General features: G+C 42.2%; 16 protein-coding genes and 1 tRNA gene. 9 read left to right on the top strand and 8 right to left on the bottom strand.

What is annotated here, in order from left to right:
* Positions 1-74: 74 nt before the first annotated feature.
* The 4 genes from LEP1GSC050_RS13080 (at position 75) to LEP1GSC050_RS13065 (ending at position 4,172) form a co-directional block, all read left to right on the top strand.
* Positions 75-1,541: an NADP-dependent isocitrate dehydrogenase gene (locus tag LEP1GSC050_RS13080; RefSeq protein ID WP_010571657.1), complete on the top strand. Its 1,467-nt coding sequence runs from the start codon at positions 75-77 to the stop codon at positions 1,539-1,541.
* Between the two features lie 116 nt (positions 1,542-1,657).
* Positions 1,658-2,641 carry a DUF2157 domain-containing protein gene (locus LEP1GSC050_RS13075; RefSeq protein WP_010571656.1) on the top strand — a complete coding sequence of 328 codons (984 nt, stop codon included), beginning with the start codon at positions 1,658-1,660 and terminating at the stop codon, positions 2,639-2,641.
* A complete protein-coding gene (locus LEP1GSC050_RS13070; protein WP_010571655.1) occupies positions 2,638-3,687 on the top strand; it encodes a DUF4401 domain-containing protein in 1,050 nt (349 codons plus the stop codon). The genes LEP1GSC050_RS13075 and LEP1GSC050_RS13070 overlap by 4 nt, the downstream gene beginning before the upstream one ends.
* The gene (locus LEP1GSC050_RS13065; RefSeq protein ID WP_010571654.1) at positions 3,684-4,172 is read left to right on the top strand and encodes a GDYXXLXY domain-containing protein; all 489 of its coding nucleotides are present in this window, start codon (positions 3,684-3,686) and stop codon (positions 4,170-4,172) included. The genes LEP1GSC050_RS13070 and LEP1GSC050_RS13065 overlap by 4 nt, the downstream gene beginning before the upstream one ends.
* An 87-nt stretch (positions 4,173-4,259) precedes the next feature.
* Here the strand turns inward: LEP1GSC050_RS13065 and LEP1GSC050_RS13060 are convergent, their stop codons facing one another.
* The 3 genes from LEP1GSC050_RS13060 to LEP1GSC050_RS13050 all read right to left on the bottom strand — a co-directional run bounded on the left by LEP1GSC050_RS13060 (position 4,260) and on the right by LEP1GSC050_RS13050 (position 7,000).
* A complete protein-coding gene (locus LEP1GSC050_RS13060) occupies positions 4,260-4,673 on the bottom strand; it encodes a response regulator (protein ID WP_010571653.1) in 414 nt (137 codons plus the stop codon).
* Entirely contained in the window at positions 4,657-6,570 is a 1,914-nt protein-coding gene (locus LEP1GSC050_RS13055) for a PAS domain-containing sensor histidine kinase (protein WP_010571652.1), read from the bottom strand. The genes LEP1GSC050_RS13060 and LEP1GSC050_RS13055 overlap by 17 nt, the downstream gene beginning before the upstream one ends.
* Before the next feature lie 196 nt (positions 6,571-6,766).
* Positions 6,767-7,000 (bottom strand): ferredoxin, encoded by a 234-nt coding sequence (locus LEP1GSC050_RS13050; RefSeq protein WP_010571651.1) that lies wholly within the window; start codon positions 6,998-7,000, stop codon positions 6,767-6,769.
* A gap of 104 nt (positions 7,001-7,104) precedes the next feature.
* Between LEP1GSC050_RS13050 and LEP1GSC050_RS13045 the strand changes: the two genes are divergently transcribed.
* The 5 genes from LEP1GSC050_RS13045 to LEP1GSC050_RS13025 all read left to right on the top strand — a co-directional run bounded on the left by LEP1GSC050_RS13045 (position 7,105) and on the right by LEP1GSC050_RS13025 (position 10,865).
* The gene (locus LEP1GSC050_RS13045; RefSeq protein WP_010571650.1) at positions 7,105-7,686 is read left to right on the top strand and encodes a hypothetical protein; all 582 of its coding nucleotides are present in this window, start codon (positions 7,105-7,107) and stop codon (positions 7,684-7,686) included.
* Complete coding sequence (locus LEP1GSC050_RS13040) at positions 7,676-9,238, top strand: FAD-dependent oxidoreductase (protein ID WP_010571649.1); 1,563 nt, start codon at positions 7,676-7,678, stop codon at positions 9,236-9,238. The genes LEP1GSC050_RS13045 and LEP1GSC050_RS13040 overlap by 11 nt, the downstream gene beginning before the upstream one ends.
* A gap of 92 nt (positions 9,239-9,330) precedes the next feature.
* Positions 9,331-9,420: transfer RNA gene (locus tag LEP1GSC050_RS13035), tRNA-Ser, on the top strand.
* 25 nt (positions 9,421-9,445) lie between these two features.
* The gene (locus LEP1GSC050_RS13030) at positions 9,446-9,676 is read left to right on the top strand and encodes a DUF2905 domain-containing protein (protein ID WP_010571648.1); all 231 of its coding nucleotides are present in this window, start codon (positions 9,446-9,448) and stop codon (positions 9,674-9,676) included.
* 7 nt (positions 9,677-9,683) lie between these two features.
* Positions 9,684-10,865, top strand: a complete 1,182-nt coding sequence (locus LEP1GSC050_RS13025; protein ID WP_010571647.1) for a pyridoxal phosphate-dependent aminotransferase — start codon at positions 9,684-9,686, stop codon at positions 10,863-10,865.
* A 430-nt stretch (positions 10,866-11,295) separates the two neighbouring features.
* Here LEP1GSC050_RS13025 and LEP1GSC050_RS13020 read toward each other — a convergent pair whose 3' ends face one another.
* The 5 genes from LEP1GSC050_RS13020 to LEP1GSC050_RS13000 form a co-directional block, all read right to left on the bottom strand.
* Positions 11,296-12,282, bottom strand: coding sequence for a M14 family zinc carboxypeptidase (locus LEP1GSC050_RS13020; RefSeq protein ID WP_010571646.1), 987 nt, complete (start codon positions 12,280-12,282; stop codon positions 11,296-11,298).
* Between the two features lie 111 nt (positions 12,283-12,393).
* Entirely contained in the window at positions 12,394-12,900 is a 507-nt protein-coding gene (locus LEP1GSC050_RS13015; RefSeq protein WP_010571645.1) for a hypothetical protein, read from the bottom strand.
* Positions 12,897-13,628, bottom strand: a complete 732-nt coding sequence (locus LEP1GSC050_RS13010; RefSeq protein ID WP_010571644.1) for an OmpA/MotB family protein — start codon at positions 13,626-13,628, stop codon at positions 12,897-12,899. Before LEP1GSC050_RS13010 ends, LEP1GSC050_RS13015 begins: the two co-directional genes overlap by 4 nt.
* The gene (locus LEP1GSC050_RS13005; protein ID WP_010571643.1) at positions 13,625-14,284 is read right to left on the bottom strand and encodes an FFLEELY motif protein; all 660 of its coding nucleotides are present in this window, start codon (positions 14,282-14,284) and stop codon (positions 13,625-13,627) included. The genes LEP1GSC050_RS13010 and LEP1GSC050_RS13005 overlap by 4 nt, the downstream gene beginning before the upstream one ends.
* Before the next feature lie 27 nt (positions 14,285-14,311).
* Positions 14,312-15,463, bottom strand: a complete 1,152-nt coding sequence (locus tag LEP1GSC050_RS13000; RefSeq protein WP_010571642.1) for an LIC13341 family surface-exposed protein — start codon at positions 15,461-15,463, stop codon at positions 14,312-14,314.
* Positions 15,464-15,494 lie beyond the last annotated feature (31 nt).

Genomic DNA, 15,494 nt, shown 5'->3' with positions numbered 1-15,494 from the left:
AATCGCTAACTAGCAATCCGGATTGACCAACGTTTACGTTCTATTCAAATGAGCGTATAGCCGGGAGGGCTAGCATGACCGCTAAAAAAAGAATTGCCGTAGCGAAAGGAGACGGAATCGGACCGGAGATAATGGATGCGACTCTTCGGATTTTGGAAGCAGCCGGAGCGAAGATCGAACCGGTTTTTATAGAAATCGGAGAGCAAGTCTACAAGAAGGGACATAGCGCCGGAATTGAACCTTCTGCCTGGGACATACTCCGCGAAACGAAAGTTTTTTTAAAGGCCCCGATCACGACTCCCCAAGGCGGAGGTTATAAAAGTTTAAATGTTACTGTCCGCACTACCCTCGGTCTTTTTGCAAACGTTCGCCCTTGCGTTTCTTTATATCCGTACGTGGACACCAAACATCCTCTTCTCGACGTAGTGATTGTTCGAGAAAATGAAGAGGATCTTTATACCGGAATCGAACATAAACAAACCACCGACACAGTACAATGTCTTAAATTGATCTCGCGTCCGGGATCGGAGAAAATCATCCGTTATGCTTTCGAATATGCAAAGGCATACGGAAGAAAGAAAGTCACCGCGATGGTTAAAGACAATATCATGAAACAATCCGACGGTCTCTTTCATGACGTGTTTAAAGAGATCACGAAAGATTATCCGGATATAGAATCGAATACCGAAATCATCGATATCGGCGCCGCGCACTTAGCGGAACGTCCGCAAGTCTATGATGTTGTCGTAACGTTAAATTTATACGGAGATATTATTTCGGATATCGTTGCGCAGGTGGCCGGATCCGTCGGGATGGCGGGATCGGCGAATATAGGACAGATTGTCTCCATGTTTGAAGCCATTCACGGTTCCGCTCCGGATATCGCCGGAAAAAATATGGCCAACCCGTCCGGCCTCTTAAACGCGGCAGTTATGATGCTTGTTCATTTAGGTCAGCCGGATATCGCTGCAAAAATTCAAAATGCATGGCTTCTGACGATTGAAGAAGGAATTCACACCGGAGATATTTTCAAGGCAGGAGTCAGCCGGATTAAAGTGGGTACTAAAGAATTTTCTGAAGCAGTTATCGGAAACCTAGGTCATCTGCCGGAAAGATTTAAACCGATTTCATTCGGGAAAGCAAAAGCCATTCATATTCCCGAGTACAAAAGAATCCCGATAATGAAGGAGTTGGTCGGTGTGGACATCTTCTTGGATTGGTCATCTGGATCACCCGATGAATTGGGTAAGAAACTTTCGAACCTATCCTCAGATTTAAAACTTCGTATGATTACTAATCGAGGCGTAAAAGTATATCCGAACGGAGCACCCGAGACCTTTCTAACCGATCACTGGAGATGCAGATTTATACACCCCGATACCCCGGACTCTGAGATGGGAGACGGTTTTATAAAAATCCAACCTGAACAAATAGGAAAACTTCTCTTAAAAATCTCGGAAGCGGGATTAGATAGCATCCAAACCGAAAACCTGTATAAATTCGGAGGAAAGCGTGCATTTTCTCTCGGACAAGGCGAATAAGGAATATTAAAAGCATTTAAGTAAGCTAATTAACTTATTTGGATGCTTTAAGTACTCGACTTCTTTTTTAAAACGTAAACTCTTCCTCCTCAGTCGATTCGAGTCTAATGGTGCCTATGAAAAATTTTGAGAAAAGCGAAGCTTATGAAGCGATCCGGCTTTTAAATCTAAATGAAAAAGACGGAAGAAAATTTTTATCCCTGATCTCACCCGAGCCCACCTTAGAGGAGTGGATTAGATTTGCTCGTATCGGATTTCTTGCCTTAGGTTCGGCTCTATTTGCTTCGGGAGTCATTTTCTTCTTTGCCTATAACTGGGCGGGGATGGATAGGTTTGCGAAATTAGGGCTAATCGCCGGTTCATTATCCGTCGTTTCCATCGCGTCGCTCTTTCAAAAAAAAGAATATTATTCGTATCAAGCTTTCTTATTCGTTGCAGCAATTCTTACAGGCGTTTTGCTCGCAGTGTACGGACAAATCTATCAAACCGGAGCCAATTCCGTGGATTTGCTGATCAGCTGGACCGTCCTTAGCTTAGGATTCGTAGTGGTCGGAAATTCAGCTTCTTTATGGCTTCTTTGGATTGTACTGCTAAACTCGACGATTCAACTTTATGGAAACCAAATATTGTTCCGAGAGGAGAATCCTTATCTGTACTCGTTGGCATTATTGATAAATCTAGGGTTTATCGCTGCTTACGAATTAACAAGAAATCGCAGCGAGCCGAAAGAAACCGCTGCTTGGTTTCCGAACGCAGTCGGAGTGATCGCCTTTTATTTCGTGATATGGGGTTCTATATTCAGTATATTCAGAGATCAAAAAGGAATCGGCGATTTTATTATGATAGGTATGTCGATTCTTTTTGCGGTCGGTATCTATTTCGTTTATAGACGTATGATTCGGCGCTTAGGAATGCTCGCGATAGCTTTACTTTCGGGAATCATTCTCATATTTTCAATCATGATTAGACAGTTCGATTGGGATAATTTTATATTACTGTTTTTCTTCGGAGGAGTCGTACTGACCGCTGTAACCGCATGGAGCGCAAAACATCTTATAAATGTTAGGAACGAATGGAGACAGGACGAAAGAAAGGGATGAATTTAAAAGAAATTGCGATTAAACTCGCCTTAAATCAACAGCAAGAAGAAACCTTAAACTCTTTCTTTACCCGCTCTAAAGGGGATAATGCTCCCTGGTACGTTCATTTGGTCGTAATCATCGGATCCTGGTTTGCCGCTTTATTAATATTACTCTTCTTATTTTTAGCCGAGATACTTAAGACCACCGACAGCCTTAAATATCTCGGAGGAATCGTCCTACTCGGTTCTATCGCAATACCTCTATTGGATAAAGATAAAAAAATATCCGAACCGCTATTAGTATCTTTGGGATTTCTAGGTCAAATTCTGTTCTTTCTCGGAATCGGATTTTCTCATCTTGAAACGAATACGATCAGTCTCACTGTCTTAGTTGTAGAGACGATTTTGTATTTTCTATCCGGAACTTGGATTCAAAAATTTATCTCGGTTATCTTATTCTTTTCAGCTTCCGGAACTTTGCTATATCATAATGAAATAATCACTGCTATTCATTTTTTATTAGCGTTGGCCGGAGTATCGCTGATTTTACTTTTCCGTTTCGAAGCTATGCTCGTAACCTATAGTCCTTTGATTCCAAGATTCTTTTTACCGACCGCATATGCTCTTGCATTTTGTATTTCGGGCATTTCTTCCTTATCCGTAAGTAGGGGGGAATTACTTCATGCAGATTGGAGAATTTCAGGGGTAATCGGAGTCGTTATTCTCGCCGCTTATCTACAAGATTGCTTTCGTATCTTCGCGAAAGAACATCTAACGGCTACTAGCTTAACTATCGCAGGAATTTGCATCACTTTACTATCGACTCTTCAAGCTCCGGGAATTTCCTTTTCCGTTTTGCTTATTTTGATAGGCTTTAGACAAAAGCTGACGTTTATTTTAGTACTCGGATTGCTCTCGATTATCGGATATTTAACCGATTTCTACTATTCCTTAAAAATGACCCTTTTAGTAAAATCCTACATACTTTTAGGATCCGGCATCCTGTTCGTATCGGTATATCTTTTACTCTCGAAATTGTTTGCGGAGAAGGAAATTAAAGAATGAAAGATAAATTAAGGAAACCGATTATTCTTTTAAACCTGGCCATTATACTCCTTGTTGTGGGGGTCGAAACTTTTAAGAAAGAAAAGTTACGGGAAACCGGCGAATTAGTACTATTCACTCTTGTACCGGTTGATCCTCGTTCGTTAATGCAAGGCGATTATATACGACTGGCCTACGATATCACTCGTTCGAATTTTACGGACGAATTATCTAGCTCCGGTTATATCGTCTTTTCTTTGGACAAGGATAAGGTCGCGACGTTTGTTCGATTTCAAAACGAACCGGAGCCGACGACCGGGCACGAACGAAAAATCAAATATCATAGACACGATTCCGAGATTAGTTTCGGAGCGGAGGAGTTCTTTTTCCAAGAGGGTGCGGGCGCAAGATTTGCGAATGCTAAATTCGGAGCACTACGAATAGATCGCAAAGGAAACGGTATTTTAGTCGGCGTTTTCGACAAGGATCATAATGAGATTCGATGACGGAAGAGATCTTTCCGATAACGGAATAATATTAAATTCCATGCAGGTTGGTATAACTGAAATCAATAAACCTAATTTGTCGAAAGTTTATTCTTCCACAGGGCGTAAAATTTTTCGAAAGGATTCGACTGAAACTGGTTTAATCAGATAATCTTTTACGTACGGTGTTTCTTTAGCCTTCCTGAGGTCGGCATCGTCTACCGAGGAACTAACCATATAAATAATCGGCTTTTTCAAAAGACGGTCCACCAATATCGCGTATTCTTCCAGGAACTGCCACCCGTCCATATAGGGCATATTGATATCTAGAAAAATCAAGTCCGGTATACGATCCGGATCCGTGGTATGCTCTTTCAAAAAAGAAATCGCTTCCTCGCCGTCCGACAAAACCTCAAAGCTATGCACGACTCCGACCTTTTCGATAGTTCGTTTAGCGATAGCGACGAATATAGCGTCGTCATCCACCAATAAGAGTCTTTGCTTTTTAAATCCAGAATTCATTTGCCTTCGTAAGTTGGACGAGAAATTTCGTTCCTCTATCAAGCTCGCTTTCTACCGTAATCTCGCCGCCGAGGGATTCGACTTGGTTTTTGGTCATAAATAATCCTAATCCCTTCCCTTCCTTATTTCTGTGGAAAGTTTTATGCAACTTAAAGATCTGATTTCCGTACTTATTCAAATCCATTCCTAGTCCGTTATCTGCGACTTCCAAAATCAAACTATTGTTCTGCCAATGGGATCTAAAAGTGACTACTAATTTCCTTTTAGGCGATCTATATTTCAAAGCGTTAGATAATAAATTAAGAAGAATGCTCTCCAAATAGACTCGCGGATATAAAATTTCGGGAGCCGTCGCGAAATCGACGATAATATCAGCTCCGACCTCCATAATTTGCCCCAGAAACATGGACCTAACCTTTGCGAAAATTTCATCGAAGGAGATTTGTTCCGATGTGACTCTTGCATTCTGTCGAATTTTAATCACTTCTACCAATTCGTTTAACGTAGAATGTAACTGACTTGCAGTTTGTTTAAGATATTCGATAAATTCCTTTTTCTCGTCTTCGGTTTCGGCTTCCTCGAGAAATTTCACTAAAGTCGAAATATTTCCTATAGGAGATCGAATATTATGTGAAACAATCTGATTGAATTCCTCCAATTGATTGAGTCTCTCTCTAAGATTTTTCCCTACCGATTTCAGGCGTGAATTCTTTTCCCTAAGAATATTTTCCAACGTTCGTCTACGAGAAATATCCTGTACTTGAGCAACGACGAACATTAATTCGCCTGAATCTTTTCGAACCGCAACTGAGGTGACCAAGGCCCAAATCAACGAACCTCTTTTATGCACATATCGTTTTACCAGTTGAGCGGATTCCTTCTCGCCGCCTAATACGCGCTCGAATATTTCCAGGCCGGTATCAACGTCGTCCGAAAAGGTAATATCGCTGAATTTTTTTACCCATAGTTCTTCCGGTAAATAGCCTACAAGGTTTGAAAAAGATTGGTTTACCTCTAAGAATCTACCGTCTTTATCGAGCAAAAAAATCCCGATGCCTGAATTATGAAATGCTAATGAAAATTTCTTTTCACTCAGCCGAATTTCTTCTTCGACTGTTTTAGAGAGTGTGATGTCCTGAATCGCCCCGTAGATTCCGGTAATTTTGTCGCCGACATAAATCGCCTTTCCTTGGCTTCTTAACCATTTAATCCGCCCGGACTCGGTTATAATTCTGTGTTCAAGAGAATAACTCTCTCCCGTTTCTCCCAATCGCTTATTGCAATAGGAGACGATTGCGAGATCGTCGGGATGACTATACGAATAAACCGCTGTTTTATCGATGCCTTTTCGTTCGTCTCGTTCGAATATTCTGTACACTTCAGAAGACCAGTAAATCGTTCCGGTTTGGAAATCCGATTCCCAGGCTCCGACATGAGCGAGTTCGCTCATTAGGCAGGAGAACCTCTCTTCCAATTTTAGTTTCTCCGTCAAAGATACCTGATTCGTTATTTCTCTCGTCGTTGTATGAAGGTATTTTACTTTTCCTGAATCATCTAATATTGGCTGAGTCACCGTCTGGAGCCAGACGTACACTCCCTTTTTATGCAAAAAACGATAATCGCTTAAAGGGGGAACTTCCCCTTTCTTTGCAAGGTCATGTGATTCGCGGCGGATTTTTTCCTGGTCTTCAGGATGAATGAAATCATAAGAATCGCGATTTACCAATTCACTCGGATTGTACCCTGTTAGTTCGTGAGCCCTCGGATTCGCATAAAGATAGATGCCGTTTATGTCATGTAGGCATATCATATCCCTGCTTTTTTCGACTAGGGTTCGGAAGAAATCCAAACCATTTACGGATTCGGGCGTACCTGCACTAGTCTCACGCACTTTCATAGGCCTCGATTATAAGACCACTTTTTCTCGATGAAAACACGGGTTAGACGAAGAAAAGTCGTAAAACTCGAAAGGAATTTGTTTTTGAATATAGAATTTTTATCGGGCGACTGTTAGGAAGGGCATTCTTTATTATGGGAACCGTATTTTGTAGTAAGACTTTTACTACAAAATACTCGAACGTTAGAAAGTATTATTACTCTCCGTCGTCTCCGATCGCCTCGACCGGGCAAATGTCTTTAGCCTTCCGTGCACAAATTTGTTCTTCCGGAGTTTGAGGTTGGCGATGGAAGTAAACCTTTGATTCGTCGTCAGTATATTTTAAAAGCATAGGGGCTTCTTCTACACAATCGTTACATGGTACACAGGTATTATCGATGTAAAACTTTCCTGCTGCATTTTCAGGAACTTTATCGTTCTTATCAGCCATGATCTACTAGGGATTATCGAACGTACGTTTCGTCAACTCTCTTTTCCAACCCAAGTTGCTTGTAAAGATTGACAGTGCATTAACAGATCTACATACTCTGGGTCATGGAAAATCGTACATCTCGTTTTTCTCGTAAAACTTTCCTGCGGTTCGGCTTGGCGGGTTCTGCGGCCCTTTTTTTGGGTGGAACCGTCTGTATTTTTAAGTCTTCAGCACGATTTCTTCCCAAGGCTTTGTTCTTTTCAACCGACGAATTGAACACGATGGCAGCTTTGGCTGAAGCCATACTTCCGGAAGGACCAAACATACCTACTTACAAGCAAGCCGAAGTTTTAGAGCGGTTAGACGAGGAATTTTATTTCGTAGATCCGTTTCTTTCGGAAGATTTTAAATCTCTAATACTTGTAATCGAATATCTGCCGATCCTCCACGGAAAGTTCTCCCGATTCAGCAGGATGTCCCTCGACTCGAGACGGTCTTTTCTAAATTCCCTTGCGGATACTAGTTCGGATCTAGTTCGCGCTGTCTGGGCGAATTTAAGAATGCCTATTTACTGGGTCTATTATGGACATCCGGCGACCTTTCATCTGATTTCATACGAAGGACCTTTCGGCAACCCGCCGGAAAAGCTTAGCGAATCGCGAATATATTATAAAAAAATGATAGGTGGAGTCGATGTCGGGTAGAATTTACGAGTGGAAGAATCTTGGAGGAGGACCCAGGGAGATTCGAGCCCAGGTCGTCGTAATCGGGACCGGCTGCGGCGGCGCAACCGTAGCATACGAACTCGCTAAGTTAGGCAAACAAGTGATTCTGCTTGAAGAAGGCGGGTATTATCACACTGGAACGTTTGATAACCACGAATTAAACATGGCCGGTAAAGTATCGGCCGAAAGAAATATGGCAACGACCGCGGATGGAACCGTTAATATCGTTTACGGAAAGAACGTGGGGGGCGCATCGGTACACTACTGGGCCGATAGCTACAGAACCCCTAACGACAGATTGAATCTCTGGCATGATAAGTTCGGAGTACTGGGCCATAGCCCTCAAGATTTGGAACCTCACTGGAAAGAACTGGACGAGACCCTTAATGTTCATCCTGCGAAAGAAGAATACTTCAATCGAATGAATCAACTGGTCCGGACGGCTTCGAAAGATTTGGGATGGCAAGGAAGTCCGGTCCCGCAGGCGCGAAAAAATTGTCAAAAATCCGGTCATTGCATGCAGGGTTGCATGTTCGGAGCCAAGCAAAGTCAACTGATCACTCATATTCCTAGAGCGATGGCATTGGGAGTCGATATTTACTCTGATACTAAAGCCGTTAAATTGGAATTCGAAGGCGATAAGGTAGTCGGTCTACATGCGGTCGTAATCGATAGACCCTCGCAAAAAGAATCCGAAATTAAATTGCATTTTAAAACCGATGCAGTGGTCATTGCGGCCGGCGGCTTCGGAAGCTCGACTTTTCTATTACGAAACTCTTTGAAAAGGAAGCTTCCTGCCCTGGGAGAATTTTTGGCAATCAATCCTTCCCCATTCGTTCATGCATTATATAAAGAACCTATAATACAGTGGCGAAATATACCTTCGGCTTACGGAGTGGAGGAGTTTCGTCTAGCCAGATTTTCCGACGGGGAGTATAAGGAAGGAGGCTATTTAATAATGGCCAACCAACTTCAGCCCGGGGCTTTAGGGGCATTGGTACCCGGTTTCGGCAAAGAACATTTCGAAATTATGAAAGATCTTCCGCATCTAGGCGGAACCATCGGCTGGATAGATGATTTGGATTCCGAGTTGGGACGAATCGAAGTGACTTCGGGAGGGAAACGGGAAGTACAATATCCTTTTGGAGAAATTACGAAGAAGATTTTGCGCGATTGCATTCGCAAACAGGTAATATTAAATTTTAAGGCAGGTGCTAAAACCGTAATCTTACCGGACCTTAAAAGAACCACACTGGCAAGTGTCGAAGAGCTATCTAAAATAAATGAGATCCCTCTATCACCCGGCTCGATCGCAATGGCCGCACCTCACCCGGCCGGCGGATGTCGGATGGGATTGGATCCTAAAAATTCAGTCGTGGATTGGAAGCACAAAGTTCACGGACTCAAAAATCTATTCGTGAGCGATTCAAGCGTGTTTCCTACCGCTGTCTCGGTTGATCCTAGCTATACGATTATGGCCTTTTCCAAAGTTGCGGCACGCCATGTAGGAGAGACAATGGATTCGATTTGATCGAATTTCGACGTTAGTGTCCCTAAACTTTTACGTCGAATCTCCTTGACCAGGAGCCCGTTTACGAAAATATCGTAAACGCAACCTGAACTGGAGAGGTGTCCGAGCGGTTTATGGTACATGCTTGGAAAGCATGCGTAGGGTAACACCTACCGGGGGTTCGAATCCCCCCCTCTCCGCCAAACTCCCCGCCTACTGAAAATTTCTATGGAACCGCTCGGTAAAACTTTTCTTTGGATCGGAGCCATCTGTCTCCTCTTAGGTATTTTTTTCATATTCGGTTCGAAGATTCCATTTCTCTCCAACTTCGGTAATCTTCCCGGGGATATTCGGATCGAGCGGGACAATTTCCGATTTTATTTTCCGATTACCACATCGATATTAGTAAGCATAATACTATCGGCGATTCTATATCTTTGGAATCGAATCGCCAACTAAGAAAGCAATGTCTCTTGACTTTCGTTCAAAATTTAGCGGCCGGTTCGAATTCGAAAGCGGGGAAAACGATCTTTACTTAAAAGTAAAAGAATTACGGGACTCCGGAAAAGAAATCATCGATCTTACTGTTTCGAATCCGACAAAAGTTAAGATTACTTATCCTAGCGAAGCGATTTTACACTCATTATCGCGATCGGAGTCCTTAACTTACGAACCGACACCTCAAGGGATTCTTTCCGCGAGAGAGGCCGTTTCAAAATACTATCAAGAGAGAAACATTCAGGTATCGCCGGGCGATCTTTTCTTAACTTCTTCATCTTCGGAAGCGTATTCGTATATTCTAAAATTATTCTGTGATCCTGGAGATGAAGTGCTCATTCCGGCACCGGGCTATCCTTTATTCGAATTTTTAACTCTATTGGAAGGAATAAAATTCAGGACCTATTCGTTAAATTCGGAAGCGAATTGGGAAATCGATTTCGAAAGTTTCGAAAGTAATCTTTCCTCAAAGACTAAATTAATTTTCTTAGTATCGCCCAATAACCCTACCGGCTCGCTATTGAGCGATTCGGAATTTGCTCGTCTTGTCGATCTTTCCGAATCAAGAGGCATCGGACTCGTGTTGGATGAGGTATTCATAGACTATCTTCATGATGAAAGAAAAACGCCGAGATTCAAAACGAATCGTGTTCCTTTGTTTATGGTAAACGGGATTTCCAAAATTCTCGGGCTCCCACAAATGAAACTTTCCTGGATCCATGTGGACGGTCCCGAGAGATGGAAACTAGAATGTAAGGAACGGCTGGAAATTATCGCGGATACTTTTTTGTCCGTTAACACACCCATTCAATTTGCCTTACCTGAATTATTAGAATGGAGAAAGATGATCCAAGGGCAAATATCTAGACGCATCCGTAGAAATCTTCAAAGTCTGAAGGGATTAATTTCGGATTCGAAGAGATTAATATTCAGATCACCGACTGCCGGATGGTATGCGATATTGGGATCTCATTTCTTCCAAGATCCGGATGCCTATTGCCTACAGCTATTAGAATCGGAAAATACTTTGGTTCACTCAGGATCTATGTTCGGATTTCCTGACGAGGAATTCATTTTAGTGATTAGTTTAATCCCCGAAAACGAACTCTTTGAGGAAGGATTATCGAGAACCTTACGATTTTCGAAATGATCAAAGAAGCGAAAAGCTTACGCTTTTAAAGTAAGAAATCACAAAATTCTAAATCTTATGCCTATCCGAAAATTCCTTCTTAATCGGAAAGGATTCCTTATATTGTTTCGGAGTTAATCCGATCGCTTTTTTAAACTCGACATTAAACGAAGTTTTGGAGCTGAAACCCGCGATAAACGCATTTTCAAAATATTCCTTTCGGAGCCGGATCCTAAAATTTCGCCTTGCCTCGAGTGAGAATTAATTTGCCCGCTCGAAAGACTTTCAGGCCAACCAAATAGGCCGGCCTTTTTTAATCGAATATCAATTTGTAACCGGATTCGATTCTAAGTCCGAACTTCTCGCAAAATCCTTTGTCTTCCTTCCGAAATTCGGGATAGTTCTATATACGTATTCCTGGGGAGTTCGACAAAATTATTATTCTATAAAATTAAATCCAATCCTTGGGCTGTGATAAACCTATTCGAATAAAGTCGCGAAGGAATCCTCTATAACGTGTTAATGTTTCCCGCTTATTTTGCTCGGCAGGTCGGAAAATACCTTTCTTGGAAAATATTTTCATCGGTTCTTCCTTGATATCCGACCATGTTCCCACTTCCAGAGTCAGCGGTAGAAATTTGGCTCCCCATTCTTTTTTATCGGAGTGCACTTCTTTATAGTGATCGTAAAACTTATCCCATAGGTCTCCGTGGGTCGTATAGCTTTCACTTTGCGGGCCGTATGAAAAATGAATATGCCCGCAATTCTCACGAAGATGAGCGGTTAATTTCCGATAAATAGGGGTGTCTTGACATGGCTCCTTCGTATATGCGTAAGGCCACCAAACATTGTCTACAGTTCCGAAGCCTGAATGCAAATCCAGCACCGGCATGACGGCGTCCGCAACTCCGAAAAATTTTTCGTACATCGTCCGGAAGAGAATTCTAGATTCAGGCTCTAATCCATGTCCTCGAAAGTATGGGAGCTTATTGGATAATTTCTGACCGCCGAAGAATGGCAGAGGCTTTACGGCATCTATCCCTGAGTTCCTCATTAAATCGACCCCGCCGGGATTCGAACGGGTTTTTGCCGCTACCCCGCCCGGATTTACTATCGGAATAACAATTAAACCTAATTTTCCTTTTTTAAATTCCGGCAGGTAGCCGTTAGATCCGGGATGGATAATATATTCCAAAAAATCCAAAAGAATCTGAATCCCAATCGTCTCCAAACCGTGAACAGCCGCCGTAATTCCGACCGGATGTTTTGCAAGTCCTTGCTCGGTGCCTAACTCGAGGCAATAAATCGGAAAACGAAAACCTTCAGAAGTCCTTCGAGAAAACCCGACCTGTCTGAGCTTTGCAAGTTTTCCGCCTAATTTAGCAATTCTTAATAAGCGTTTTTCATAACGATTTAATTTTCTTAGTCCTCTGAGCAAAGGTTTATCCTCCCGAATTTTCCCGGTCTTTTGATCTTCTTTTCCCGGATTCGAGTCCTCGTTGGACTCAGGATTTCCTTCTCTGTTTGTTGCAGGAATCCCGTATCGATTTCAATTCAGCTTCTGCGCCGAATACATCCATTCACAGTCTTCGGATAATTGCGACACTCCTTTTTTGAGAGATTGGCAATCCGAACCGATGGCTTTCTGGAGACAATGAATTGTCCGTATAAAAGCGGTTTTAGGCGAATCCATTTCCAATCTGTAAATGGGAGTTTCCTTAAATTTTTGGATACAGATGTCCGGTCGCAACCGTTTTTCTAAAATTGCTTTTTCGTCGACATTTAGACGATCAATCTCTTCGGAGGCACAGCTTCTGATTTTCTCGCAATATTTTGCGATCAAGACGAGTCCGCTCGAATCGGGTTCGTCAGCCTGATCACTGCTCCAGAGAGTTTCAATCTCCTGGGATACTTTCCTTTTTTCTTTACAATCGAGTAACAGAAATGATAACACTGCTACAAGAACGATCGGAACGAGTATCATTCTTGAAATAGTTAGAATCGTCATATTGAATTTCATGTTCGATATTTTGATAGCCAAGTTAATACCCGTCATTCTTCCTTATCTCTTTTTCGAATCAAAATCTCGATCCTTTCCTGGGAAGCTTTCATTTCAGGCGAAGTGTTTTCGTTCTTACCGATTTTCTTAAAACCGTTGAAAGCTTGCACTGAAATCCGATCTTTCGGAATACCATATTTCTCCGAGAGGACTTCCGCAACTAGAGTCGCCCTATGAGCGTTGTATTCCCATACACTGCGAAAGCCTTGATTTGCAGTTTGATCAGAATATGGAATTTGAACTCTCAAAGTCAAATCCACATCCATACCTTGAGTGACTTCGGCTATTTTTTTAAAGGTAAAATCCGTATCTTCATCCGGATGAAACTCATCGCCTTCTCCTAATGCCGGTGTAAAGACTTGGATTCGAATTTCTTCAGTTTCGTTCATCCCTATCATTAGCTTAGTTTTTTCCCGCATCTTTTTTAATGCGTAAGAGATTCTTTCCCAAAATCGATATAGCTGAGTTCTGGGCTGCAAAAGCGCGTCATCTTCCAGATTCACCGCAGACCCGTCAAAAAAAGATTCTCCAAGTCCGAATCCGCCTCGCACAAGGTCGGCGACCTGCTTGAGTTTATTTTGATCCACTTGAGAAATCGAATAAAGAATAATGAATAAACCTAAAAGAAGAGTAATCATATCCGCGTAGGTCAAAAGCCATCGATCGCTATTCTCTTCCTGCTCTTCTTTTCTTTTATACCGCGAAAATCTGGTCCTTCGAATCATATTGCGGACTCCCGAGTCGTTTCCGATCCGAAGGCGGAGTTTAAGTATTGAGTCTCTCGCTCTTCCACTTTTTCGATAAAGGAACTAAATATTTCCGGCGAAACCGGAAGCACCGCGTTATAGGCCTGCTCTACCGAATCGAAAAGGGGGGAAACTCCGAGCAAAGATGCCATAAATCTAGCGGGACGGATTAAGTAAGCAGCGATAGGGCGATGCGCCAGCTCGTAAAAAGTTCGAAGGTTGTGAAGAACGATCTCGAGCTGTTTGATTCGTTCTTGCTTATGACCGAATGCGCGATACAGATCGTCGTATTCCTCCCGATTCAACTTTTTACCGTCCCATCCTCTAGCTAAAAGTAATTTAGCCATTTCTCCATCCAACTGATCGGTCAAGTTATTCAGTTCGATAAGAGTTTCCAAATTGGAGCGAGTCGTTTCTTTCATCATGCCTTTCACTTTCTGATAAGTGTCTAAAGCAAGATGCATCCAAGCTTCTTTTCCCTCTAAATTATAAATCGTTTCAAAGAAATATTCCACCATCGGAATCGTTTCTTCCAAATGAAAATAATCCGCGTAAAACTTGCGAAATCTTTCCACTTGAGAACGCACGACCTCGGTCTTTGCGTGTTTTTGCTTGTTTTCTTCGAAATTTCCCACTAGACGTTTCTTCCTGTTAGAAATTCCCTACTTCGATTTTCCTCTTGTGATCAAAGAAAGAGGATAACTGCGATAACCTTGTTGGTCAAGCTCGGTCTTAACCGAACTTGCTTGTGTCGGAATTTGAACGGTTTCACGATACGCCTTCGACGTGGAGCGAAATAGAACGTAAGGAACTCCGTCGGAATCAGGAGTATATTTAAAACGAACACCGTATCTGTGATTTCTCCCCCATCCCTCTTTAGTGATTTCCAAAAGGGGAACTTTTGCATTTATATATTTGCCTTCCGCGGAATATATATTGCTGCCGATCGAGTACATTCTAACTCCTTCCTTTCCGGAATCGATTTCAAGTTTTCCGGCTTGAGGAAAAGAAAGACTAATATAAGTAGTTCCCGCGTACGAACCTCGGTTCTTAAACCAAACGACTACCTCTCCCGATTCTCCTTTTTTCCACTCGGTCGGCGCTTCGACGCTTAACAATCCGGGAGCAGCGACATTGGCGATATCGGGGACCATTTCCCAACCGTTAAAATTAAAATTTTGCGCGTACGTTCTATTGCCGGGAAAAACAGTGATATTCTTTTCTTCTTTATTATAAGTGAAATCGGCTCTTTTGGATTTAACTAAAAATTCGTGGTCTTTCAAAGAAGCTAAGCCATCCAAAACTTTAGCTCCCTTCCTAATAACAAAAGGAACGGAAAAAAGACCTATCGGAGGTTCTTCGCTTAATATTTCTAAAAAGAGAGAATTAAATTCGTCTCCCGGAAGTTCTTCCATTAGGATTCGTTTAATTATATAACCCGGCTCTTTCGCTTTTTCGTCTTCTCCGGGTTTCCAAGACGACCCTTTCGATTCGTAATGCATAGGGCCGATATTCAGTAGACTGAACGGTAATTTGAATATAAGACGCCATTCATCTTTGTCTTTTTTAAAAATTGCAAGAATCTCCTCTGTGCCATTTCGAACTATGGCAAAAGATTCAAGCTCGGGATCATCGTCCAAATTTCCGACTTTTTTTAATACGACTTTGGGATGCTTCTCCTCTCCGCCTGAAAGCACCTGCGAAATAATTTTGGAATCCGACGGTGTTTTGGAATTACACGAGCTAAGAAATGCAAATAGGATGGAAAGAATAAGAATTCGATTGAATGAAAGAAAGAAACGGGAAGAATTCATGCCGGTTACAAAACAGTATCTTCGGAGGAAA

It is taken from the genome of Leptospira broomii serovar Hurstbridge str. 5399 (assembly GCF_000243715.2).
Lineage (GTDB): Bacteria > Spirochaetota > Leptospiria > Leptospirales > Leptospiraceae > Leptospira_B > Leptospira_B broomii.
Note: the sequence above shows the minus strand (reverse complement) of the source record. Positions and strands in the feature narration are given on the sequence as shown.

Bases quoted from the DNA above. Each gene is read 5' to 3' on its own strand.
- LEP1GSC050_RS13080 (WP_010571657.1), top strand. From the start codon at position 75: ATGACCGCTAAAAAAAGAATTGCCGTAGCGAAAGGAGACGGAATCGGA.
- LEP1GSC050_RS13075 (WP_010571656.1), top strand. From the start codon at position 1,658: ATGAAAAATTTTGAGAAAAGCGAAGCTTATGAAGCGATCCGGCTTTTA.
- LEP1GSC050_RS13070 (WP_010571655.1), top strand. From the start codon at position 2,638: ATGAATTTAAAAGAAATTGCGATTAAACTCGCCTTAAATCAACAGCAA.
- LEP1GSC050_RS13065 (WP_010571654.1), top strand. From the start codon at position 3,684: ATGAAAGATAAATTAAGGAAACCGATTATTCTTTTAAACCTGGCCATT.
- LEP1GSC050_RS13060 (WP_010571653.1), bottom strand. From the start codon at position 4,673: ATGAATTCTGGATTTAAAAAGCAAAGACTCTTATTGGTGGATGACGAC.
- LEP1GSC050_RS13055 (WP_010571652.1), bottom strand. From the start codon at position 6,570: ATGAAAGTGCGTGAGACTAGTGCAGGTACGCCCGAATCCGTAAATGGT.
- LEP1GSC050_RS13050 (WP_010571651.1), bottom strand. From the start codon at position 7,000: ATGGCTGATAAGAACGATAAAGTTCCTGAAAATGCAGCAGGAAAGTTT.
- LEP1GSC050_RS13045 (WP_010571650.1), top strand. From the start codon at position 7,105: ATGGAAAATCGTACATCTCGTTTTTCTCGTAAAACTTTCCTGCGGTTC.
- LEP1GSC050_RS13040 (WP_010571649.1), top strand. From the start codon at position 7,676: ATGTCGGGTAGAATTTACGAGTGGAAGAATCTTGGAGGAGGACCCAGG.
- LEP1GSC050_RS13030 (WP_010571648.1), top strand. From the start codon at position 9,446: ATGGAACCGCTCGGTAAAACTTTTCTTTGGATCGGAGCCATCTGTCTC.
- LEP1GSC050_RS13025 (WP_010571647.1), top strand. From the start codon at position 9,684: ATGTCTCTTGACTTTCGTTCAAAATTTAGCGGCCGGTTCGAATTCGAA.
- LEP1GSC050_RS13015 (WP_010571645.1), bottom strand. From the start codon at position 12,900: ATGACGGGTATTAACTTGGCTATCAAAATATCGAACATGAAATTCAAT.
- LEP1GSC050_RS13010 (WP_010571644.1), bottom strand. From the start codon at position 13,628: ATGATTCGAAGGACCAGATTTTCGCGGTATAAAAGAAAAGAAGAGCAG.
- LEP1GSC050_RS13000 (WP_010571642.1), bottom strand. From the start codon at position 15,463: ATGAATTCTTCCCGTTTCTTTCTTTCATTCAATCGAATTCTTATTCTT.